Below are 26,069 nucleotides of genomic sequence, written 5' to 3'. Positions count from 1 at the left end.
TAATTTTTTATTTAAAGTTTAACTTTTATTCCTAAAATAAATGATTTAGACTGAGGATAGGTTCCTTTGTCAATCAATGAAGTAGATTCTGGATCTAAGCCTGTGTATTTAGTTACTGTAAATAAGTTTTGACCTGATGCGTACAAACGCAGGTATTTAATCCCAGCTATTTCAGTATTAAAAGTGTATCCAATTTCAAGATTTTTTAATCTCAGGTAAGAAGCATCTTCAACAAAAACACTTGATACATTTCCACCACCATTATTGTTAAAAGTTAGTCTAGGCGTTGTGTTACTTGTTCCTTCTCCATGCCAGCTATTCAATACCGCCGTTGTTGAATTGAAAGGACGGCTATCGTAGTCCAAGATTTGTTTCAAATCATTATAGCGATCCACTCCTTGTACCCCTTGTAATAAAAAGGAGAAATCAAAGTTTTTATACGAACTGGAAAAAGCAAAACCATAGGTTACTTTTGGAATTGGGTTACCAATAAAAGTTCTGTCATCAGCATTAATCTGACCATCGCCATTTAAATCTTTAAACTTGATGTCTCCAGGTTGCGTTCCATTAGCATTTGCAAATAAAGTACTGCTTACTTCCGCAGCATTTTGATAAATACCATCAAATTGGAAACCATAATAAGAACTTATTGGCTGCCCTACTTCCGTTTTTGTATGTGTAGCATCATCAGTAATGTTTTTTACAAATGTTTGAAGTTTATTTACTCTATTGGTCAAAGTAGCAATGTTCGCATTTACATTGTATTTAAATGCATGGTCATTGTTTTGAAGATTCAACCCAAATTCAAATCCTTTGTTGCTTACTTCTCCTGCATTTACAAAAGTTCTGTCTATAACCCCTACTGCTACTGCCGGTAAACCTACAGTCAATAATATATCTGAAGTTTTTTTGGTAAAATAATCGGCAGTAAAGGATAATTTATTTTTCAAAATTCCTAAATCTACCCCAAAGTTAGTTTGCGTAGTCGTTTCCCATTTTATATCTTCATTTCCGTATCTTTTTACACCAGGTGGGTCAGAAGTTACATCAACAATTGTTTGATACGCATTATTAGGTATTTCTTGATTTCCATTTTGTCCCCAACTTGCTCTCAATTTTAAATTGGATATCCAGTCCACTTTTTCCATAAAGCTCTCTTTAGAAACTACCCAACCTCCGGAAACAGATGGAAAATAACCCCATTTATTATTCGCTCCAAATCTGGAAGAAGCATCAGCTCTCATGGTGCTTGTAACAAAATATTTATTGGCATAACCATAAGTACCCGAAGCAAAGAAGGATAATAAACTCCAGTTGCTGGCAGATCCTGAACTATAAATGTTCGTTGTACTTCCATAATCAAGGTATCTGAAAGGATCTGTAGTATTATCAAAACTTTGTCTACTACCTCCAATTGCTGAAGATTTACTAGTAATATTCTCTGTTCCTAACAATAAATTAATAGTGTGTTTTTCATTAATCGTTTTTAAGTAATTCAACGTATTACTGAAAGTGAAAGTCATTGCTTCACCTCTATTTTCGTTCAGACTGTTGGGTCTGTTATTTCTTCCCATACCGTAATATGGATTTGAAGTATCGCTAATATTAGCGTCTCCAAAATTTTCCCCAAAATTCTTGTTATGCGAAAATTGAATATCAACACCTAAATTACTTCTGAATTTTAACGATTTATCACCCAAGAATGCATACTCGCCATATAAATTTCCAAAAGTTTGAAATGTATTTCTTTTGTCATCTGTAAAGTGGACAATTGCAATTGGGTTTGAACTATACTCGTAATTTTTACTCCAACCATCATTAGGTCCTGTGTAAAAAGGCAAATCAGTATAAGGATTACTTGCAGAATAGGTTGGATCATTTACATCTTTGTAAACGCCCAAAACCGGAGGACGAATTAATGCATGACGAATGATACCCGGCGCATCACCACTGGAAGATAATTTATCTTGTTTAGCATAGCTAAGTTGTAAATTAGTCCCCACTTTAAAACGATCAGAAAGATTTGCGTTTACATTTGTTCTAAAGTTAAAGCGTTGGTATTTATCATTATTCTCCACAACAATACCATCTTGTCCAAAATAACCTCCTGAAATTAAATATTGTACTTTGTCAGAACCACCACTTGCTGAAGCTTGGAAGTTTTTAGATATTCCTGTAGTAAATAATTCATCTTGCCAATTGGTGTTTGCCAAATCAGTTCTGCTTCTGTCAGCTGCATAAGGACTAATTGCCGATGCTGCATTTCCCGCTGTATTATGCCAAGCTTGATCTTTTACCGTTAAATATTGATCTGTATTCAACATTTTAGGAAGATTAGTGGCAAAGTGAATTCCAGAGTAATAATCAACATCAAAACTTGATTTCCCCGATACACCACCTTTGGTTGTAATTAAAACGACACCACCTGCTGCTCTTGAACCATAAATAGCTCCAGCCGCAGCATCCTTTAATACGGACATTGATTTCACATCCGATTGATTAAGAAAAGAGATATCACGCGTAGGAACTCCATCAACCACATACAATACGTCATTATTTCCAAGTGTACCTTCTCCACGAATACGAATTTTGATTCCATCACCAGGAGCTCCTGTATTGGCTGAAACAAAAACACCTGCTACTTGTCCTTGCAAAGCTTGACCAACATCCGCAACTCTGGTTTTTGATAAATCATCCATATTAACCGAGCTTACTGCACCTGTTATAGAAGCTTTCTTTTGACTGGTGTACCCTACAACAACAACCTCATCTAGTTTTTGTGAATCACTAGTTAATATTGCATTGATAATACTGTTTCCTTTTACCGGAATTTCTTTGGTTAAATATCCTATATAACTAAAAATTAAAACGGCATTAGAATCTACTTTATTAATGGTGAAATTTCCATCAAAATCAGAAACAGTATTTATAGCTGTTCCTTTTACTGTAATATTTACTTGTGGCAAAGGACCACTGTTATCCGAAACAACACCTTTAACGGTTTGAGCACATAGTGCGCTCCCTGACAATATTGCCCACAATAGAACTATATTATAAATGATATTTTTTCTCATCATAGGGATGTGTTAAATTGATTAATAATTCGAGTTAATTTTTTCATGTTCATAAAAATTAGGTTAATTAAATGCATTAATGGTTTTTTTTAGCTGATTTAAAAATCATTTGATAAAAGTAATTGGAGCGCACAAAAAAAGGTGTACACTATTTCTTCAAAAGTGTACACCTCTATTAAAGATGCTGATTAGTAGCTATTTAAAAAATAACTATCCCTTAGTTTTATATTTAAGCTGATAATTTTTTGGAGTGGTATTATACATTTTTTTAAACTCACGGTAGAAATAAGAACGGTTATTAAACCCCGATTGGTAACACACCTCAGAAACCGTCAATACATTCTTACGTAAAAGTTCTGCGGCAAATTTCAATCGTATGGTTCTAATTAAATCCCCCGGAGTAAAGCCAAAAATTTGTTTGACTTTTCGATACAATTGCGAATTACTGATACCTAATTCTTTCTCAATAAATAAGCTTTGAAGATTTTCATCATCAATATTTTTACGAATCAGTTCTATCACTCTTTTTACAAAATCTTTTTCCTCATTATTTATGGGAAGCGTAGAAAGATTTTCGACTAGTGTATCTTGTGTAAAGTGTTTTAATAGCAGCTCTTTTTCTTCCAGCAATTTTTGAATCCTTACTAATAAGTGATCGGGATAAAAAGGTTTCGGAATATAAGAATTCGCACCACTCTCTAAACCTTCAATTCTATGGATAACCGAATCTTTTGCGGTAAGCATAATAAACGGAATATGACAAGTTTTAATATCAGTCTTGATTTTTTTACAAAGTTCCACTCCATCCATCAAAGGCATCATGACATCGCTGATAATAATATCCGGAATTACATTTTCAAGAACTTCTATGGCTTCTACACCATTATAAGTAGCTATGATTTTATATTTCTCGCCTAATAAATCATTTAGGAACAGGTGAATCTCTTTCTCATCCTCGACTATTAATACCGTTTTACGATGGTCTTCCAGCACTTCAAGTGATGAAATTTTATTGGGAGTATCATCAGACTTGCTCGGAATTTCTTCCAAAATATTTTTAAGATGATGCGAAATCAAAACTGGACTCATTTCAATATCCAATTCTTTTTCGCTAAATCCTTCTTTACTGCAAGGCACCAGAATAGTAAAAGTTGTTTCTTCATCAGCAATACTGGAAACCAAGATTTCACCTCTTAATACAGTAACTAGTTTTTTAATGTAAGCCAGCCCGATACCCGTTCTAAACATATCGTTTTCCGTTATTGCATTGGTATCCGAAAGAAAAAAGCGATCAAACAAGGAATCTAATTTCTCTTTTGGAATTCCTTTTCCTGTGTTTACAATTGTAATGTTTAATGTTTTTGAATCCTGAATCTGAAATTTAAGCTCAATTTTCCCATTTACAGGAGTATATTTGAAAGCATTAGACATCAGGTTAAATACTATTTTCTCGATTTTATCTTTATCAAACCATCCTGGCAATGTTGATGGAATGTCAAGATTATAATCGATGTTTTTATCTAACGCCCATTCGTCAAACAATTCGGCGATTTGCTCCACCAAGTTAACCAGATCAAATTCCCTTGCCGTTACTTCTAAATAATCATATTCTGCTTTTCTGAATTCGAGTAATTGCTGTGTTAGAAATAATAGCCTTGACGAATTCCTTTGAATCATGTGTATGAACTTTTGGTTTCTTTCACTGAGATTAGTTGTTTCCGAAAGCTTTTGAATAGGTCCAACAATCAACGTCAAAGGAGTTTGAAATTCGTGGGCAACATTCGTAAAAAAGGTAAGTCGATTTTCGTGAAGTTCTTCTTCTCTTTTTCGAAAAAGTATATTTTGGCTTAACGATTGACGTTTTTTGTAATAACTGAGCACAAACAATATAAAAAGTAGAAATAGTACGGAATAGATGATAATGGCAAGATTAGACTGCCAAAATATGGGTTTAATCCGGATGTCAATAGCATGAACCGGTTTGCTCCAAACGCCATCACTATTAGACCATTTTATCCACAAAGAGTAATTCCCTTTGGGTACGTTAGTAAAGGAAATAGTTCTTCGATTACTGATGAAATTCCAATTTTTATCAAAATTCATCAATTGGTACGCATACTTGCATTTTTCACTATTGACATAGGTCAAAGCCGCTAATTCAATATCAAAAAAGTTTTGATTGTAATTTAAAACTATAGAAGGATGCGTAGTCGCATTTGGCGCTATTACTAACCCTTGATAATACGGGATCGCTTGATTTTGTCCACTAATTTTATCAATAAGAATATCTGGAACAACGGATGATTCTTTTATTTTTTGAGGTAAAAAATAATTAAATCCTTTTATCCCGCCCATAAAAATAAAATCCGATTTCAAATCTTGATAGAAAGCCCCATCCGCAAATTCATTATTTTGAAGACCTTCATTTTTGGTGTAATTGATAAATTTGGATTTATTAAGATTGAAATTTGATAAACCAAAATTCGTGCTAATCCATAAATTGGATTTTTTATCCGAAACAATTCCATGTATGGTATTATTAGGAAGTCCGTCTTTGACTGTAAAACTCTTAAATACAGCGCTTCCGTCATTTTTAATATTTTCCAGTAAATTCAAACCAAAGCTTGTCCCTATCCAAAGTCGATTTAGGTCATCCGTCTGCAAACACAATATATCATTATTGGATAGACTTTTAGGGTCATTCTTTATATTTTTATAAGTACGAAATTGTCCCGATTCTTTGTCAAATAAACTCAGCCCCCCCAAACGAGTTCCAATCCAAAGCTGATTTTCATTCTTTGGAAGTATTGAAAAAATAATATTACTGCTTAACGCATTCTTTTCGTTATCGGCAGCCAAATATTTCTTGAATTCCGTTACTTTTAATTTTTCTCCGGAACGGGTTATTTTGCAACGAATCATCCCATAACCATTAGTTCCAAGCCAAATAAATCCTTTTTTATCTTGATAAATAGTATATATTGACTTAAAATAATCCCATTTTTCACTCCCTTCAATTGCTGACCAATTGATTAATTTTGCTTTTTTTAAATCAAAAACAGTAATGCCATCGCCATCAGTTCCTATAAAAACCAAATCATCCTGTCCTTTGCTTAAAGCAAATACGGCGTTATTGATAAGGCTGTTACTTTCATTAAAAGTTGTGTATTGCAACGGTTTCTCTGGGTTTAAATAAAAATTAGAAGGAAAACGGAATAATCCTTTTCCTTTTGTACCAACCCAAAACGAATTCCCCTCCACTTCCAAAAATGCCCGAACAATACCGCCATCCAATTCTGGAATTTGTGCTTTAGAAATTAAATTAAACGACCTTTTTAGCGGGTACATTTTAAACAATCCATCACCATCAGTACCGGTCCAAAGTACGTTCTCACTTCCTTGTATTAATGTTGTTATTTTTTGGTTGTTCAAGTATTTCAACCAAGGTTTAGTGGCACTATTTCCAGCATTATCAATAATAAAATAGCCTGATTTTCCTGAAATTACAAGCCCTTCAGGAGTGTGTCCTATGATATTTTTAATTTTATCCTCAGCAAGCAGTTGATTTTTTTTATCTGCCAAAGAGTGTAAAACAGCATTTCCTGTTGTCGAAATCAAACACACTTTTTGATTTGATACGATTCCAAATGTTCGAATATTATTCGAAATCAAGGCTACTTTTGAAATTATTTTTTTGCCATTATTTGTAGTTTTAAGTGACAAAGCATAAAGATCATTGTTCTCAAACAAGACCAATAATTCTCCGGTTGGTGAGAATTCCATTTTTTTAACTGCTTTTGTCAAAAGATTTTTAGTTTCCAACACTTGAAATTCAGTTCCATCAAAGTAACCAATTCCCCAATCTTTAACCGCACAAAATACTTTTTTTGAAGCATCCAGCGCCATATTAAACTCTGATTCTGATAATGGTGGCTTGTTTTTTCTGGAAAAATAATACTGCTGAAATATACCGGTTTTCTTATCATACCGATTAATTCCATGTATAGTCAATATCCAAATTCGTCCTGTATTATCCTCATCTATTTTAAGGATTACCTGATTGCTCAGGCTATTTTCATTGTCTAATTCAGGTCGGAAAATTTTGAAATTATTTCCATCATATCGATTTAGACCATCCCAAGTGCCTATCCACAGCAAATTTTCGGAATCCTGAAAAATAGTATTTACGGAACTATTAGATAATCCTTTCGTGTTATCTAATTGCTCCAATGAATATTTTAAATCAACAGTTTTGGATGAATCTAAAAGTGGTTTATCATTATCCATATGGACACCACCTTTCGCAGTTGCTTGGAAACTTCGCGTTTCCAGTGTATCTAAAGCCCCTGTCTTTTCTTTATTGTTACAAGCGACAAGTCCCATAAAAATAAAACCAATAAATAAAATTTTAATTTTCAATTGAATAAATGTTTTTGGAGTTTTTGGATATACTGAAATCAATACTACCGTGCTGATACTATTGAATCGATTGTTTTCGTTTTTTAAGATTCTCCTAATTATTTGGAAGTTCTTGTCTTTGATACAGAAAAAGGAATAAAACGAAATCGATGTAATTATAATGTGCTCAAATATATATAAAAGTTCTCAAAATAAAATTATCAACTGTCTATTTTGCATAAAAGAGAGCGAAAACACTCTTTGCGTCGCAATCCATAGGAAGCTTCTTATAATTGATGATTTAAAGACTTTTAGAAAAAAGAAAATCGAGAAACTTTATCAATCTAAATGGTAAAACTTTTTAATCAAATAATTCAAAACGAAATAAAGCAAAGTAGCCACTATGGCAAAGGATAAAATAAAACTAACCAGATTTACAATAATATTAGGAATGAACTTCAATCTGGGATGCGTAAAGTAAGGTTCCCTATGGAGTCTTTCATGAACATGATTCTTTACTATTTTGATTTTCTTTTTGATAATACAGTGATTTTAAAGATAACAATAGATTAAACCGCTAGAATTGCTCGTTGATTCCTACTTAGAACACTCTAAATTAAGCAATTAATTTAATATAAAGATCTTATAAATTAAAAAAGAGAATGACCTCGCGGAAATCCTCTTTTGGGCTGTGATTGATTAAAAAAAATAGTGATTTTGGATTTCATCTATTTTTAAGCAAAGACTTAATCTTGTTAGCAGTTATTTATAGTTCTTTACTATTCCCTTTATTTTTCAAGAAGATAACTTCTATAATTTTGCTGGTCATTCCAGAATCTATTTTAAGTTCTTTGGATAGCACTTCAATTACGTTTTTTTCTTCTTCACCAAGTAAACCGTCCGAAAGCAATATTTCCAAAGCAATTGCAAATACCGTTTCTTTATCTTCTTCTTTAATTAGTTCGCAACAAGCCGCAATGTATTTTATTTGTCCAAAATCCATTTTTAAATGATATGATTTTGCATAAAGAGGTGCAATATCGACTCCTTCAAATTTCTCTTTCGAATATAACAATTTGGATAATGATGCGGTTTCAGAATCCTTAATTTGATTGTCCGCAGAAATGCAAGAATATAAAATTCCAACCCAAGCTTCAAGCTCTGAAGTTACGGGATTTAAGGCAGTGTTATTTTTTTCTTCAACTTTATCAGATAGACTCATATTTATTTTTTTGGCTAAAGTTACTGCGAACCTTATAACACATTGCTCCGCTTTGGGAATAAATTATCATTTGATGGGTAGTGAAACTGTGATTTAGAAGAACAATTTTAAATTAAAAATAGTGCCTAAGTCTAGTAAAATTTGTATTGAAAGTGTAATTGGTTCCGTTCAACACAGGTTTCATTGTTTATGCTGCGCACGCAACGAAACCTTAGCTGTTAGTAGCTGTTTTTCTTTTTATTTACAATATTTGGTTTCTGCATCCATTATCATTTCCACTTTGTCTCCTAAAAAAATTGCTTGTTTTAGATCATTACAAATTTTTTCTTTTTCGGTTGCAGAAATTTCTCCTTTCTTTTTTGAAGCCAATACTGTAATTTCACTATTCTTTAACAATTCCCTGTCGCCTCCAAATTCATATTTTCTTATTCTTGCAAATGCTCTGTTAGCAATCGCAAAAGTCATAAATGGTTCGATTGTTAATGCTTTATCAAAGTCGGCAATCGCTTCGTCAAATTGCATTTCATTAAGTTTTAAAGTTCCTCTCGAAAAATATGCTTCAGCATATTCGCTATCCAATTCAATCACTTTGTTACAATATTTAATTGCTGATTTTCTATCGTCATTTTGGTTGCTTTCATTACTCTTTTTCATTAATTGAGTAATTTTTTCAAGTCTTTTGTCAGGAATTATTTTACCATTTTGTCCTAATTCAACTGATGAAATTTTTCCTGTTGAATAGTAAATTGTGCTTTCTCCGTCAACTATTCCATTTTTTAAATTGGTTTTTTGTTTAACTTGTCCATTTGGGAAATAAGTTTCCCAAATTCCATCTTCTTTGCCATTAATTAATATGCCTTTTTGTTTTAAAGTTCCATCTTCATAATATTCTTTTTCAAGTCCATCTGAAATGGAATTTGTATAATATCTTTCAACAGATAAATTACCATTTTGATAATACATTTTGCGTAAACCATCAAGTTTTCCATTTTTCAGAATTCCTTCTCCTTGAATTCTTCCGCTGTAATAATAATCAATAAATTTTCCGTTATAAATTTCATTGTTATAGTACCAAATTCCGGTTTTTCTTTCCATTTGTTTTGAAGAAGGGATTTGTTTTATTTCTTCGGGTCTTTTTCTATATTCCTTTGTGTAAATATAAATTGCACCGTCAAATTTTTCAAAACCAAGAGTTTTTAAACTGTCTTTGTTTTTGATTACGTTCATATCCGCAATTTCACTTTCAACAACTTCGTTTCCTTTTTCGGGATCTTCAAGTATTGTTATTTTGTCCACAATATAAACTATGTTTTCAGACTTATTTTGTCCAAAAAATTTCATTGTTAAAAGTAAAATTCCAATTGTAAAAATTATGTTTCTTTTCATATTTCGGTGTTCTAAAATATCCCCTAACTTATTTATACCAACCATAAAATGGCTAAAATCCATCCTATTTAGGTTAGCTTTATGCCATAAATCACTCTAGTATTTATTAGCTAATATATAAACTATTTATTACAAACCATTTTATTCCTACAAATCTAAACCTTAACGTATTCATTGCTTTACGGTTTCTCGTAAACCAACTGTTTTTATTAAAATAAAATCTAATTAACAAACTAGTATCTAATAAATAGTATAGTCCCTACGGGACATTTCTATGTGTAGATTATAATTATTTTCTACCAACATATAACCCCTATGGGGTATGCTCCGTTAGGAGCTAAATATTGGTAGACGACAATTACAAAACCAAAAATTGCCCCGTAGGGACTATACAAATTTTATATCTAACAACAATTATTTTACATTCCGACATTATACAACGACCCGCAGGGACTATACAAATTTTATATCTAACAATAATAAATCAAAACCTCAACCCCATAAAAAAACCGTCTTATTCCAATGAACAAGACGGTTTCTTTATATGTTTTAAACGTATAGGCTACTCCACTATTTTATAAAAAAACATTTCCGGAGCGCCTACCACGCCGGCATCCTTCATTAGTTTTTTCTTTGCTTCGGAGTTTATGTTTTCTTTCGCTTTTTTCATATCAGTAATAGCAAATACGATAGCAACCATATTTGGATCATCTATGCTTCGAGCCAAACCCCTGTCAATGAATCCTTCTTCCATTCTTTTGGCGGTTCCCTCGGCATCATACACTTTGAGCCAGGCATCAAAATCTTTTACTTTATGGGTAATCATTAATCTATCTTTCTGCTCAATTGGTGTATCATCATTTCGTATCACCTCATAATACGAAAATTCAGGTTTACCAATCACCCCTGCTTTTTTCATTGCTTCTTTTAGGTATGGAAGTTGGCTGAAATCTTTTGCTTTTTGCAAATCGAGAAATTTAGTTGCAGTCACAATTATATTGGCATCATCTGCTCCTCTTCCTACCATATAATGTGAAATAGTATAAGCAGTTCGTATCGAATCATGAGCGTCGTATTCTTTTCTCCATTTATCATAATCAGCCACTTTGTGCTTGACCACCATCACTTTAAAGGGTTCAAATACGGCAACAGCGGTAGTCGTGTCTTTTGGCATTGCTTTTTCAGGTTCGGCTTTCTCAGTTTTATTGTTTTTACAAGATAAAAATGCAACGGTAAAAACTAATATCAAAACTGGTGTCAAAAAAATTTTAATGTTTTTCATACTATTATTTTTTAAGTTATTTTTACAACGTAAATATAATAATAAATACTGATAATGAGATGATTACGTTTTTATTTGTTAAAAAAAATGAGGCAATATAAAACTATTTTAACACTCTGTTTTTGTTATTCAAAATACTATAAAAAGAACTGTATCCTAATCAAATCGAATTTACTGAAATCCATTTTAAAGCTTAAATGAACTTATATCCACCCTATGGTAAGAAATGCAAAACATAAAAAGAATATACCTTTATATGACTATCCGTAAATAATACTAAAGAAAAATTTCGCCACGAATTAGTGTTTGATTTTTTATTTCAATATGAAAATTCGTGGCAAATTTGTGGAATTCGTGGCGAAAAAACTATAGTCCGCTTGGCGGACATTCATATAAGTTTATTTAAGAAACGGTACTATCCCAAAATTGAATCTATAAAAAAACCGCTTCGTTTATTGAAAACGAAACGGTTTTAATTTTATCAAATACTATCCCTTATTTGTTGGTCCAACTATTATCTAATGGTGTAGCATCCATAAAAAGTCCTCCATCGAGTGTTACTGATTTTATTTTTTTGGTCCCTTTCAAATTAACCGTTGTCATTTTTTGGTTGGTTGCCCAAACAGTCGGTGTTTTATGCAACGTTTCTTTAGTTCCGTCAGCATAAACAACATTCACATCAAAAGGAATCGCAAAACCACCTTCATTCTTAATGGAAATAGAATTTTTAGACGCTATCGAATTTACTTTTGCAACAGCAAGATCAATGTAATTATTACTAAAAAACCAGTTATTGAAAAACCAATTCAGGTTTTTACCGGTACTGCTGTTCACCGAATTAAAATAATCCCAAGGAATTGGATGTTTGCCATTCCAATTTTCCATATATGTGTGCAAAGCTTTTTTGAACAAATCATCCCCAAGTAAATCTTTTAAAGCCAAATAAGAAAGAGATGCTTTTCCGTATGAATTATTGCCGTAACCCGCTCCTGACAATTGGGATGACATGGAAATTATAGGCTGATCTTCTTCTGTCGAATTATCATAAATATATTTTTTTACCCTAAATTGTTTGTAGAACTTATCGGCAGCTTCCTTGCCATGTTCTGCAATTCCTATTAAATATTCGAGTGTTGTAGCCCAACCTTCGTCCATAAAAGCATAACGGGTTTCATTAATTCCCATGTAAAAAGGAAAATAGGTATGAGCAATTTCATGGTCTTGTACCAATTGCGCAAAAACATCATCCCCTGTTTGGGAATCGTTCACCATCATAGGAAATTCCATATCAGCAAAACCTTGAAAAGCAGTCATTTTAGAAAAAGGATACGGAACTCCCGGCCAATTATTGGAAAACCAAGCCAAAGCATAATTATTGTTTTTTACCGAGTTGATAAAATCAGTGCCTTTTACATCATAAGCCGCTTGTGTACTCACCCGACGATTGGTTTTATTGTCTACAACGACACTTCCGGCATCCCATACATAATGATTGCTTAAACCAAAACACACATCCGAAATTGCATTGGCTTCAAATTTCCAAGTATTCCAATCGTTCTGTAGCGTTACTTTTCCTTCTTTCATTTCCAGCTCATTCGCAATATGCATCACCGCATCTGAAGTGTACGATTTTTTTAATCGCGCCGAGAATTCAGCTTGCAAAACATCATCCGGATTACGTAAATCTCCCGTGGCATAAACCACATAATTTTTGGGCGCTTTTATCGAAAAAGTATAGTCGTTAAAATCATTATAGAATTCCTGACGGTCCGTATGAGGCAATTTGTCCCAGCCGTTATAATCATCATAAACAGAAACACGAGGATAACTATAGGCTACAAAAAAAGTAGTATTATCAATTTGACCTTCACGGCCACTTTCCTTAGATAAAGGATAATTCCAGTCAATATCTAAAGTAGCTTTTGTGTTCGGTAGTAATGGGTTTTTCAATTTAATGGTGCCAACTGTTCCCCAATTTTTAGCATTTTCATTGTACACTTCGCCATTAATTTTGAAAGAAGTTATCATCAACCCTTCTGATAAAAAATCAGCACTTACCTCACCTCCTCTTGGAGAAGTTGGTTTATGGAGGTTGTTTACAAAACGAATAACGATTGTTTTCAAGGTGTCCTTGCTATTGTTTTCGTAAACGATACTTTCGGTTCCGCTTACCATTTTTGTGTCTGGATTTACGGTAATTTCCATGTCATATTTTCCGTGGTTTTGCCAATACTTTTTTCCTGGCTTTCCGTCTTTGGAACGACTGCCTTTTGAATAGGCTTCTTTTATATTTCGGGGTGTATAAAGTTCCTGTGCGAAACTATGCTGCGCAAAAAATGCGACGACAAACAATACTAGTAAAAGTGATTTTTTTTTCATGAAGGCGTTTTTAGAAATAATATAAATACTAATGAAACATTAGTAGCAATAGATTCCTTTTTGTAACAAAAACCTTTTAGAAATAAAAAAATTAATAATTTATCAATAGTAATTGGGACAACCAAAACATTTCACTTTCAAATCAAATTGATAGGTAACGGAAAGTTCATATATTCCACCTGTCTGACCTATTCTTGAGGTACTAAAATCATGAGAATATCCAAATTTAAAATGTTCATATTGCAATCCCCCAAAGGCATTTACCGAAGTCAGGAAATGACTATTATTAGCTTTCTTACCAGGATTTGTAGCTGCACTGACCCCGAAGAAAAACTTTTTGAAAACAAGTCCGGTTCCTAAATCAAATCGGCTGTATTCCCCTTGATGCATATAATTAGACGTTAAAAGCATTTTGGTTTCATAAGGAAAATAGGTAATATCTATATAATCGCCCAGTAGGAATTCATAGCCTGCATTGGCAGAGAAAAACATTCCTAACGGCACATTTCCAGTGTTTGAAAATGAAATATTAGGTTTATTGATGTGTTTTAGAGAAAGTCCGAACCAAGCATTTTCATTATTAAGTAACATTCCTGCTGAAAAATCAAAGAAGGTTACTTTATCATTCAGCAAAAGGGGATCCACACTTGAGGTATTAATGGTTCCTTGCCCGATATTGATTTGGTCTTCTAAAACAATATTCTGAAAACCATAGGATTTGTTTCCAAAACCCATTTCGATTGCAGGTCTAAAAAACCAATCGTCATTTAATTGAACCCGATATGCATAATTAAAATTCACTTGGGTGAAATTATAATTCGTAAATTTTTCTCTGTGATTCAAAACACTTACCCCTATTCCGCTGTTGGCATTTTCTAACCATGTATTGATAAACCCAAAATCTGAATCAACTCTAAAATTCAAATCGGGCCATTGCGTTCTGTGTAATATTCCAGCATTGGTCGTTTCCAGAAAACCTGTAAATCCGGGATTCAACGTTTCAGGAACCATAAAATATTGTGTAAAAATGGGATCTTGTGCCTTAACCGTTAAAGAAAAACTGAACAAAATTATTAATGCTACTATTTTTATTTTCATTTTGCTATTCTTATTTGATTAATGTAAAAGGACCGTTTTCATTTACTATTGTCCCGTAAAAAGTAGTCGCCTTTACTTTGTAATAATAATTCCCATTTTCCGATTCCTTCTCTTTTACTCTTCCATCCCATCCGTGTAACGTCTCACCCGTTTCAGTAAATATCAATTCTCCCCAAGTATCATACACATCCAGTTGAAGTGATTTCAATCCTAAGAAAACTGGTTTGAAAGTTTCATTAATTCCGTCTCCATTGGGGGTAAAACCATTTGGAACCATTAATTTATATCCTTTATCAACCAATAAAGTCATCGTATGAATATAAATACAGCCGAAAGCATAAGTAACCGTTTGCGTCACTACATAACTTCCTTCTTTGACATAGGAATGAAGTGGGCTTTCTTCAGTAGAAACACTTCCATCACCAAAATCCCAAGCAATACTTATATAATCTGCCGTAGCCGTATTCGCAAATTGTATGGGATCACTAATTGAAAAAGTCCCAAATGTTGAGTAAGCATATGAACTTGTTGAAAAGGAAGGCGTTCCTAATTTTGGGATAGCCACATTGAAAGTATAATTTGCAGTACAACCCAAATTATCTGTAACGCCTAGAACTACAGTTCCGTTTTGATTGGTATTCATCATTTCATTATTGACTCCGCTTACCGTTCCGCTGGACCACGTCAATTGATAAGGAGGCATTCCGCCCGAAACTTGCGCCACAAAAGTTTGTTTCACATATTTAGTTTCACAGTTAAAATCGGTTTTTGTTTCCACTCCAATTACTATTGGTAGCTGTCTGTTGACAACATATTGAGCCGTTTTTGAACAGCCTCTACTGTCAGCGACTGTAACCAAATAATTTCCTGCTGGAATGTTGTTTAAACCTTCTGTTGTTGCTCCATTTGACCAAGTGTAAGCAAATGGTGGTGTTCCTCCGGCAACCATCAAATTGATTGCACCACTATTCGCATCATCACAGTCGAATGCATGGGTAACATTTGCCGAAAGTATTAGTATTTGAGGCTCTTGTATTATAAATGTTCTTATAATCGTACAGGGCTTACTATCAACAATAGTAACCGCATAAGAACCTGGACCCAGATTATTTCTAGTCAAACCGGCCGTACTTCCATCGCTCCATACGAGTGTTAGTTGAGCAATTCCTCCTACTAAATTTAGATTGATACTACCATCATTCATTCCAAAACAAGAAATTTGTTTCACTACTGGATTAATAGTAAAAATTGGCGCTTCGGGTATGTTTACATTTAGTGTATTAACACAATTATTAGCATCGGTAACAGTAACCAAATAATCTCCAGCCGAAAGGTTGTCTTGAAATAATCCGCTTGCTAAAGTACTCCATACAATTTTATAAGGTGCAATTCCACCAGTTATAGAAAGGGTTATCGAGGCATCATTTCCTCCATAACAAATAATTGGGGTTGTTGTTGCCTTTATTACGATTTCTGAAGATTGTGTTACAAGAACCGATAGCTTTTTGGTACAACCCGAATTATCTGTTACGGTTAAATTATATGCCCCTGCGAAAATAGCACTTAGCTTTTTATTGGAACTTGTAAATCCGTTTGGTCCTGTCCAAGCATAATTATAATCAAAAACGCCAGGAGAAATTTGGATTGGTGTTCCTCCTACTACATTAATATCGATAGCTCCGGTTGCAGTTCCAAAACATAAAATATTGGTCTGACTAATTAAATTTAAAACTAAAATGGGCGGTTCAGTAATTGTGAAAGTAGCTGTTACAGGCCCACAATTATTACTATCCGAAACAGAAACAGCATATACTCCCGGGCTTAGATTCGATAAGTCTTCGGTATTTACAAATGGTAAATTATCTTTAGTCCAAGTATAATTATAATTTAAAGTGCCACCAGTTATAGTAATTGCAATCGCTCCGTTGGCATCATTAAAACAGGTAATATCCTTTTCTAAATCGGTAATAATAACAAGGGCATCAGGTTCCGTTATTTTATAACTTTTTGAAAATGGACAACCTCCATTATCTAAAACCGAAAGTGTATAATCTCCCGCTGACAGATTAGAAATACTTGGTACACTCGAAGTAAATCCGTTTGGTCCCACCCATGAAACTACGTATGGTGCGCCAGTGGTAAAAGGAATTCCTCCTGTTAAATTAGTTTGTATTGAACCATTATTAACGCCAAAACAAGTACTATTTGTGATGATACTATTGGGACTTATTGATGGATTGACAGTTACAACAATTGTAAAATTAGTTCCAACGCAAGTTCCTGAAATTGGAATAACAGTATAAGTCACAGTTGCCGGATTAGTTGTTGTATTAATCAACGTTTGGCTAATATTATTTTGAGGAATCGTTCCCGCAAGAGCACCATTAACAGCATTCGAAGGATTAATTACAGGCGTTGCCCAAGTATACGTGGTTCCAACTGGCACAATATCACCGCTTAAATTGTCAGGTGCAACCGTAAAAGGGGTACCGCTGCATAATACTGCACTTTTATTTGCAATTACAGGATTTTGATTGATTTTGACCGCTGCAATTGCGGATGTTAAAACAGAACATCCTCCAGTAGACAACGTAATAATGCAATAATAATACGTTGTTCCAACTGTTATAGCGGGCGGATTGAAACTATCAGTTGTTGCTCCTGAAATTGAAGTACTTCCTATTGTAGAATTAGTTGGATTAGAATACCATTGGTATTGTGGCGTACCAACTCCATTACTGTAAGCTACTTTTAAAAGTGTTGGTGTTCCTCCTAAACATAACGCACTTGAGGAGGGTTGCAAAGTAATTGTGGGTGCAAGATTTATAATTACAGCAGCTACATTACTTTTGACATTACAGCCCAAGCCACTTTGTGAAATTTCACAGTAATAATAAATTGTTCCTATTGCTGTTGTAGGTGGCGTAAAAGTAGCATTTGTTGCTCCAATTAATAAAGTTCCTCCGCTATTTGAATTTGTCCCATTGGAAAACCATTGGTAAGATAATGCTCCAACACTAACATCTCCAGAGGCAGTCACAGATAAATCTGTTGGAGCAACATTTTGACATAAAGTTTGGGTTGGCAATGGTTGTGAAGTAACAATTGGGTCGGCAACAACTTTAACTTCTGCAGGATTACTTGCTATTGGACCGCATCCGCTTCCTGATAATGTTATGACTGCATAGAAATAATTTACTCCTGTTAATCGGAAAGCTGGTGGCGTGTAACTTGAATTAGTAGCTCCAGAAATTAGAGCTCCACCACTATTTGTATTGGTTGTGTTTGAAAACCATTGGTAACTCGGAATTCCTGTTCCACCGGAATAACTTACTGTTAATGGTGAGCCTATAGTGCTTCCAACACAAAGATTTTGCGATGCTGTTGGCTGTAACGTAATTGTTGCACCTGCAGTAATTGTAATATTTGCAATAGCAGAAGTTATACTGGAGCAGCCTCCAGAACCACCCAATGTAATAATACAATAATAATAAATTGTTCCAATTGTTGTACTTAATGGCACATAAGTAGCATTTGTTTCTCCAGATAATGGCGTTCCAGTAGTTGTATTACTGGTATTTGAATACCATTGATAAGTTGGTGTTCCCGATGAAGTATTTAAAATAACAGATAATACATTAAGTATTCCATTTTGGCAAATTGTATTTGAAGCGGGCTGGGTTGTGATATTTGGTGCTGGGTTTACTGTAACAACATAATTTACTACTGCTCCTGAACATCCATTTAATATGGGAGTAATGGCATAAGTAACAGTACCTACTGCAGTATTTGTTGTTGAAATAGTTTGCACAGGAATTGTATTCGTTGTCCCAGAAGCCATAAAACCGGTGATTCCTGAAGTTGCAGTTGCCGTCCAAGAAAAAGTAGTTCCAACAGCATCAGCCGTTAGGTTTACTAAAGTCGTTTGTGAACCGGAACAAATGGTTTCGGTTAAGGCAGTATTCGTTAAAGTTGGTGTAGCACTTACAGAAAATGTTTTGGTGGCAGTTGCAGAAACACCACATTCATTGGTTACTGTTAATGAAACCGTATAATTTCCTGCTGTAGCATAAGTAATGGTTCCCGGTATTGCCGTGGTTGCAGTTGCTGGAGTACCGCCAGGAAAACTCCAAGCATAGGTTAATACACTGGTAGCAGGTGCGCATCCTTGTACTGCAGCTGTTGGTGAAATAGTTGCTGTCCCACAAGCATTTGGAATAGTATTTATAATGGCTGTTGGAGGCTTTTTTACAGTTATTGTTTGAATAGGAGAAACTACAGAGCCGCAAGAATTTGTGATAGTTACACTGATACTATACGTTCCCGGAGTTACAAAATTGAAAGAAGGACTTGCAGACGTTGCGGTTGTTCCACCGGTGTATGCATAAGATGAAGTTATACCACAATTTTCTGCAGCATAAGTAACATTCCATTGATAAGTTGGCGGGGCACAGGAACCAACAAGATTAGTGGTATTGTTTGTAGTCACAGGAAGAGGAGTACAACCCGAAGCAGTATTAAGCGTAAATTGCGGAACTAGAGGAAGTTCAATGCAGATTTGTTGGGTTTTTGTTGCAGTTCCACATCCGTTTTGGGCATTTAGAGTAACTGTATATGTTCCTGCGTTAGAATAGATATGATTAATGTTTTGGGGAGCTGATAGCGGAGTTGTGACAATAGGCGAGCCATCTCCGAAATCCCAGGTGTAAATCGAACCTTGAACACAATTTTGACCATAGCCTGAAACTGTTGTGTTGGTAAATAGAATACTGTTATTTACGCATTCATTGGCAGGCACCGTGAAATTTGTCGTTGGTTTTGTTAATATGGATATGTTTCCTAATGATAATGGTGTCATTCCACAGGCATTGGTTATTTCTAATTTTACTTCAAAACTGGGTGCTGGACAACTACTTGTGGTGTAAGTATGTGGAATAGGATAGTTGGCAGAATTTAAGGGACTCGATGAATTATAATAAGTAGAGCTGTTTAATTGATTTTGGGTTAAAATGACTATTGGAGAACCATCATTATAATTTATTTTATAGGTTGTGTCAAGTGAATTAGCTCCCCAATTCGAGATGGAAAATTGTAGATTGGCTGTTGGAGCACATAAATTTTGAGTCGATCCGGGACTATTTAAACCTCCAAGTGGATTGGAAACATTTTTGACAATATAGGTTTTAGAATTAACGCAACCATTGGTTCCATTGGCAGTAATGGTCATGGAATATGCTCCAATAGTAGAATAAGTATGGGAAATAGGAAATGAAATATTAGCTTGTGTGCTTCCATCCCCCCAATCTATGGAAAAGGAAGAAATACAAGTGGAAGTTGAAGAGTTTCCAACCTTAATCGAGTACACGGAATTGGAGGATGCATTGGCACAGTTATTAAATGGATTGAGTGGGTCAAATGGATTATTCACATCTTCAAAATTAATATCTGGTTTTTGTTTTACGTTTATAATTTTTGTTTTGGTAACGGCACAGCCACCACCAGTTACGGTTAAAGTAACATTGAATGTTGCAGTACCACATCCTAATGAAGTAAAAAAATGATTAGGATTTTGTTGCGTTGAGGTTGTGCCATCTCCAAAATCCCACGCATAAGTATAAGTTGCTGTACCTGTTGTGGAAGAAGAAAATTGAAGTACTGTTCCCGAACAAGAATTGTCATTGGTAAATGTGAAATCCACAACAGGAGGAGAACTTACAGTAACCGTTGCAGTACCAGGACTAGATTGTTCAGAAGTAGAATTTGCAGCGTCGTGAACACTAATTAAATTATAATTGAACGTACCAACTGTACCAGTTGGAGCAGAAATGGAAACACTATTTCCAGAAGTTGTTGTAATGACTTGATTTCCAATAACACCAGTTACAGTATAAGTAAAAGTATAAGGAGCAGTTCCTCCCGAACCTGTAAACGTTATTTGAGGCGATGTTGCATTTTGACACACAGTTGTTGAACCAGAAATAGTTGCAGTTAGCAATACTAAATTATTAACCTCTCTCTCTATGATTATTTTATCTACACCAAAATGTGGGTAATTACTTTTGGCATTTAAATTATTAACTGAAATTATTAAGATAAAAAGAAAAATAATCTTGTAAAGGTTTTTCATAATTGCGTCTTAAATTAACCAACGATCACTATCATTGCAAAGTGTAAAAAGGTAATTTTCACAAATATAGCATAATGCTTTTCCATTGTATTACGGTTTTACGTAAAGCTGTGTTATTTTTGCGGTTAATAAAAAAAACATAACACATTGTTTAAATTGAGTGACAGATAAAAACAGAATTCCATAAAAAAAGCCGCCTCGCAAAAACGAAACGGCTTCAATTATAACTATTTAATACTTACAAAATATAGTCCGTATTAATGAAATTTGATTCTTTGCTGTTTAATAACTCTTGCAAAATAGCATTGTTATAGTCATTGTCTTTAGAAGCAACAAAGGTTCTGATAGAGAACGAACGCAACGCATCGTGAATACTCAAAGTACCCACTGCTGAATCTTTTCTTCCGGTAAATGGGAAAACATCCGGTCCTCTTTGGCAAGAACTATTCAAATTTACTCTACAAACAAGATTTACCAAAGTATCGATAAGCGGTGCAATGGTTTTGATGTCTTTTCCAAACAAACTTACTTGTTGTCCGTAATTAGACTCGGCCATATCATTCAATGGTTCTTGAATGTCTTTGAAAGAAATAATAGGCACAACTGGACCAAACTGCTCTTCATGATACACTCGCATTTCCTTATTTATAGGAAACAAAACTGCTGGAAATATAAAATTATCGGTTTGCTCTCCTCCTTTTGCATTAATAACTTTTGCTCCTTTAGCTGTAGCATCATCTATTAATTCCTGGATATAAGCCGGTTTTTCTTTTTCTGGTAAAGGAGTAAGAAATACTGATTTGTCCCATGGATTTCCAAATGTCAATGCATCTACTTTGGCTGCAAATCGTTTATTGAATTCGTCAGCAATAGATTCATGCACATATAATACTTTCAAAGCGGTGCAACGTTGTCCGTTGAAAGATAAAGATCCCGCTATACATTCTTGGATAGTCAAATCTAAATCGGCATCCGGAAGGATTATCGCAGGATTTTTTGCTTCTAAACCTAATACCAAACGCAATCTGTTTTTATTTGGATGTTGGTCTTGCAAAGCAATCGCTGATTTACTGTTTCCTATCAAAGCCAAAATATCAACTTTTCCAGATTTCATGATAGGTGAAGCCACTTCACGCCCTCTACCATACACAATATTAATAGCTCCTTTTGGGAAACTACTTTTGAAAGCTTCTAACAATGGAGATAGTAATAAAACACCATGTTTAGCCGGTTTAAAAATTACAGGATTCCCCATAATTAATGCCGGAATAAGCAGCGAAAAAGTTTCATTCAATGGATAATTGTATGGTCCTAGACACAATACAACACCTAGCGGTCCTCTACGAACCATGGCATTTATTCCTTGAACTTTAGAAAAATGAGCACTGCGACTGTTTAATTCTTTTAAGCTGTCAATAGTATCATAAATGTACTCTACGGTTCTGTCAAATTCTTTTTCAGAATCACCCAATGATTTTCCAATTTCCCACATCAAAAGTTTAACAACTTCTGTTCGAGTCGTTTTCATTTGAGCAACAAAATTTTCCATGCATTTAATACGATCCACAACTTTCATTGTAGGCCATAAACCTTGTCCATTATTGTAAGCCGCAGATGCCGCTTCAACAGCTTCTAAAGCCTCCACTTCTCCCATACATGGAATCGAACCCAATATAGTAGGTTCGTATTTTTCAGTAGATGAAATCGTAGAAAAAACGGGAGTTGTTTGACCAGTCCATTTTTTTAGCTCACCATTAATTAAATAAGTATCTTGATTCAGTAACGTATTAATTTGAAATTCTTCTGGTATAAAACTCATTATAGGTTGGTTATATTTAAAATTTAATAAAAGAGGCCGTCGTGTTTATAGTTTTATGGTTAAACGATATCGCCATTCCATTCTATAATCCCTCCCAGTAAGTTGTAGGTATTTTCAAAACCCAGCTCGTTCATGATTTCGCAAGCTTTAGCGCTTCTCATTCCGGAACGGCAATACACATAATAGTTTTTGCTTTTGTCCAAAGCCTCTATTTCATCTATAAAACCCTGTCCCTTGTGAATATCAATAAGTATGGCATTAGCTATAATTCCATCATTCGTTTCGTCTTCGGTTCTCACGTCTAATATTACTGCATTTTCATCAGCTTCGAATTGAGCAACCCAATCTTCTTGTGTTAAATTCATAGTATCTTTTTTTGTAAAAATACAAAGATTTTACCGAACAATAAACCCTCCATTTGTTAATTCGATAATATTCATAAGAAAACGTTTTCGCAAAACATTAACTATCAAGAAACTATAAATTAGCCCTTTATTTTTGCGAAAAATAGTCTATTAAATCCATCGGAAATGTATAAGGTAAAACATTTAATAATTCCTGCCTCAATCTGTTTTTTGAATACTATAATTGCAATAATCTTTTCCCTTTTTAGACTACTTTTACAGTATAGCTCATATAAAAAAATTAAAATAACAGCAAAATGCTTGATCCTATAAAGAAACTATTTCCTTCATTTTCTACTGAATTAGTCAAAGATGTTGATGCCAATGCTACTGTTCAATCCTTCAAAGCGGGCGATGTCATCATGCGAACTGGACAATACATAAAAAACACCGTTTTAGTTATCAGTGGCAAGATTAAGATTTACCGAGAAGATGAAAATGGCAGTGAATTTTTCATGTATTATTTACAACCCGGTCAAGCGTGCGCTATTTCTATGATTTGTGCCACCAAAAATGCAAAAAGCCAAATCATGGCCAAAGTTGTTGAAGATGTTGAATTGATACTGATTCCTTTACCCCTTATGGACAAATGGATGATGCAACACCGCAGTTGGTACGAATTTGTAATTGATACCTATCGCAGCCGATTTGAGGAAGTGCTGGAAGTTGTTGACAGTATCGCTTTTAGAGCAATGGATGAGCGCTTGGAATTTTATCTAAAACGCCATGCCGATGCTTGTGGCTGTAAGGATTTGAAACTATCCCATCAAGAAATCGCATCCGAATTGAATACATCAAGAGAAGTTATTTCCCGTTTACTAAAAAAAATGGAACAACGAGGATTGGTCAATTTGCAGCGCAATAACATTGAACTTTTGAAATAAATCTTCTCAATGTGATAAATGTTACTGTTTGTCTAAAATTTACAGACAACCTTTGCAACAAAAAATTTTAAAATGGAGTATTTAGGTTATTTCGCATCAATTATCATAGGACTTTCATTGGGTTTAATAGGCGGCGGTGGATCAATTCTAACCATTCCCATTTTGGTCTACTTATTCAAGATAGATCCTGAATTAGCTACCAGTTATTCGTTATTTATAGTGGGAATTACCGCTTTATTTGGATGTATTAGCCATTATAAAATGGGGAATCTTAAAATTAAATCCGCACTATACTTCGCCATTCCGTCGGTTTTTTCAATACTGATAATCCGGGAAGTTATTTTTCCAAAAATAGCAGCTACATTATTCTCCATTGCTTCCTACCAAGTATCAAAAAGTTTTCTGATTATGATTGTTTTTTCAGTATTGATGATGGCCGCCGCTATATCCATGATACGCAAAACAAAACCGGTAACTAACGTTCCAAAAACAAACTACACACAACTGGGAATCATTGGATTTATAGTTGGAATTGTAACTGGTTTTCTAGGCGCTGGCGGCGGATTTTTAATCATACCAGCCTTATTGTTTTTTGCTAATTTGCCAATGAAACAAGCCGTTGGCACCTCCCTACTCATTATTTTTATCAATTCTTCCATTGGTTTTGGTGGCGATTTATATATTGGCACACCTATAAATTATCCTTTTTTACTAGGGATTACCGGCGTAGCGTTTTTAGGAATGATCATAGGAACCAAACTTTCGAAAAAAATTGATGGCGCTAAACTAAAACCAATCTTTGGTTGGTTTGTATTAGTCATGGGAATTTACATCATTACTAAAGAAATTTTCTTTCATTAAAAACAAAAAAGTATCCCAAATTGAAATACTTTTTATTTTTTAATTGAATATAAAACTAATGCTCCCCATACCCGATGTCGTCCATTTTACCGCTAAAAACTTTATACTGAATTATGAAGTACACAATAACTAATGCTAAAGCGATAACAAACCAATACACGCCTACTGACAATCCATATTCACCAGCAGCAGTATTATAAATGGTTAATGAAGGATTTACTGTATTAGTTGAAGGCAAGACATTCGGAAAAATGGAAGCCGTTGTTGCGGCAAATCCTCCCACGAGAAACATACTGGAGAACACGAATCCATGTCCGTCTTTTTTAAATGTTTTTACTTTAAACAATCCAAAAATACCTATAAATGCAATCAATGGAAATATCCAAAGAAATGGGTTTTCAACAAAATTGTGAAAAGGTTTTGGTTCGATTCTGTGCCAAATTAATAATGAAATAATTACTAATCCTAATAACACAAAATTGAGTTTATATACTACCTCTTTTAATTTGGCATTCAAAGAAGAATTCGTTTTATAAATAATCCAATTGGCTCCATGAATCGTCAGCGTAACCGCACTAACCACACCTAAAAATAAGGTAAACCAATCTATAATTCCCAGTTGATCTGCTTTTGGACTAAAAGTTGGATTCCACAAAGGCAAAAAGAAAAAATGAGCTTCCTGAGTTGAAACACCATTTTCTACCATTCCCAGATTTACACCGCGAACAATATTCCCCAAAGCCACGCCAAAAAATATGGCTAATAATAAACTCGCAATCCCAAAGGCTTTATCCCAAATGACTTCCCACATGGGATGATGAATTTGACCACGCAATTCCAAACCTACAGCTCTGAAGATAAGCAACCATAAAATCATCATCAAAGGCAAATAAAACCCACTGAATGAAGAAGCATACAACGTAGGAAAAGCAAAAAACAAAACTCCACCCGCGGCAATTAACCATACTTCATTGGCATCCCAAAAAGGACCAATTGCGCTGGTTATTGCTTTTTTATCTTTCTCTGTTTTCGCAAAAAACAAATGAATAATTCCCGCTCCAAAATCATAACCATCCAGTACAATGTAAACGGCCAAAATTCCCATTAAAACTACATACCAAAAGAATTCCATAAT

General features: G+C 34.3%; 13 protein-coding genes. 2 read left to right on the top strand and 11 right to left on the bottom strand.

The window, feature by feature from the left end; all coding sequences use genetic code 11:
* Nucleotides 1-11: 11 nt before the first annotated feature.
* The 10 genes from OA85_RS10455 to OA85_RS10410 all read right to left on the bottom strand — a co-directional run bounded on the left by OA85_RS10455 (nucleotide 12) and on the right by OA85_RS10410 (nucleotide 23,150).
* Nucleotides 12-3,077, bottom strand: a complete 3,066-nt coding sequence (locus OA85_RS10455) for a TonB-dependent receptor (RefSeq protein WP_197056073.1) — start codon at nucleotides 3,075-3,077, stop codon at nucleotides 12-14.
* 207 nt (nucleotides 3,078-3,284) lie between these two features.
* A complete protein-coding gene (locus OA85_RS10450) occupies nucleotides 3,285-7,493 on the bottom strand; it encodes a two-component regulator propeller domain-containing protein (RefSeq protein ID WP_039109933.1) in 4,209 nt (1,402 codons plus the stop codon).
* 745 nt (nucleotides 7,494-8,238) lie between these two features.
* The gene (locus OA85_RS10445) at nucleotides 8,239-8,694 is read right to left on the bottom strand and encodes a tellurite resistance TerB family protein (protein ID WP_039109700.1); all 456 of its coding nucleotides are present in this window, start codon (nucleotides 8,692-8,694) and stop codon (nucleotides 8,239-8,241) included.
* 237 nt (nucleotides 8,695-8,931) lie between these two features.
* Nucleotides 8,932-10,080 carry a hypothetical protein gene (locus OA85_RS17040; RefSeq protein WP_197056072.1) on the bottom strand — a complete coding sequence of 383 codons (1,149 nt, stop codon included), beginning with the start codon at nucleotides 10,078-10,080 and terminating at the stop codon, nucleotides 8,932-8,934.
* Nucleotides 10,081-10,642: 562 nt separating this feature from the next.
* Nucleotides 10,643-11,362 carry a hypothetical protein gene (locus OA85_RS17035; protein ID WP_052257211.1) on the bottom strand — a complete coding sequence of 240 codons (720 nt, stop codon included), beginning with the start codon at nucleotides 11,360-11,362 and terminating at the stop codon, nucleotides 10,643-10,645.
* 495 nt (nucleotides 11,363-11,857) lie between these two features.
* Nucleotides 11,858-13,741 (bottom strand): M1 family metallopeptidase, encoded by a 1,884-nt coding sequence (locus OA85_RS10430; protein WP_039109699.1) that lies wholly within the window; start codon nucleotides 13,739-13,741, stop codon nucleotides 11,858-11,860.
* Between the two features lie 102 nt (nucleotides 13,742-13,843).
* Nucleotides 13,844-14,839 carry a PorP/SprF family type IX secretion system membrane protein gene (locus tag OA85_RS10425; protein ID WP_039109698.1) on the bottom strand — a complete coding sequence of 332 codons (996 nt, stop codon included), beginning with the start codon at nucleotides 14,837-14,839 and terminating at the stop codon, nucleotides 13,844-13,846.
* Between the two features lie 10 nt (nucleotides 14,840-14,849).
* The gene (locus OA85_RS17030; RefSeq protein WP_052257210.1) at nucleotides 14,850-20,966 is read right to left on the bottom strand and encodes a PKD domain-containing protein; all 6,117 of its coding nucleotides are present in this window, start codon (nucleotides 20,964-20,966) and stop codon (nucleotides 14,850-14,852) included.
* 238 nt (nucleotides 20,967-21,204) lie between these two features.
* Nucleotides 21,205-22,785 carry an NADP-dependent glyceraldehyde-3-phosphate dehydrogenase gene (locus tag OA85_RS10415; RefSeq protein WP_039109697.1) on the bottom strand — a complete coding sequence of 527 codons (1,581 nt, stop codon included), beginning with the start codon at nucleotides 22,783-22,785 and terminating at the stop codon, nucleotides 21,205-21,207.
* Between the two features lie 59 nt (nucleotides 22,786-22,844).
* Entirely contained in the window at nucleotides 22,845-23,150 is a 306-nt protein-coding gene (locus OA85_RS10410; RefSeq protein WP_039109696.1) for a rhodanese-like domain-containing protein, read from the bottom strand.
* Nucleotides 23,151-23,446: 296 nt separating this feature from the next.
* Between OA85_RS10410 and OA85_RS10405 the strand changes: the two genes are divergently transcribed.
* Both OA85_RS10405 and OA85_RS10400 read left to right on the top strand, forming a co-directional pair.
* Nucleotides 23,447-24,073: a Crp/Fnr family transcriptional regulator gene (locus OA85_RS10405; RefSeq protein WP_029286502.1), complete on the top strand. Its 627-nt coding sequence runs from the start codon at nucleotides 23,447-23,449 to the stop codon at nucleotides 24,071-24,073.
* A gap of 72 nt (nucleotides 24,074-24,145) precedes the next feature.
* Nucleotides 24,146-24,934: a sulfite exporter TauE/SafE family protein gene (locus OA85_RS10400; RefSeq protein ID WP_039109695.1), complete on the top strand. Its 789-nt coding sequence runs from the start codon at nucleotides 24,146-24,148 to the stop codon at nucleotides 24,932-24,934.
* Nucleotides 24,935-24,989: 55 nt separating this feature from the next.
* On the opposite strand, the gene cydB is transcribed toward OA85_RS10400, so the two are convergent.
* The gene (cydB, locus tag OA85_RS10395) at nucleotides 24,990-26,066 is read right to left on the bottom strand and encodes a cytochrome d ubiquinol oxidase subunit II (RefSeq protein ID WP_039109694.1); all 1,077 of its coding nucleotides are present in this window, start codon (nucleotides 26,064-26,066) and stop codon (nucleotides 24,990-24,992) included.
* Nucleotides 26,067-26,069: the final 3 nt, after the last annotated feature.

Origin of the sequence: Flavobacterium sp. AED (genome assembly GCF_000812945.1) — a bacterium.
In the GTDB taxonomy this organism is placed as follows: domain Bacteria; phylum Bacteroidota; class Bacteroidia; order Flavobacteriales; family Flavobacteriaceae; genus Flavobacterium.
This window is presented reverse-complemented; position numbering and strand designations above follow the sequence as displayed.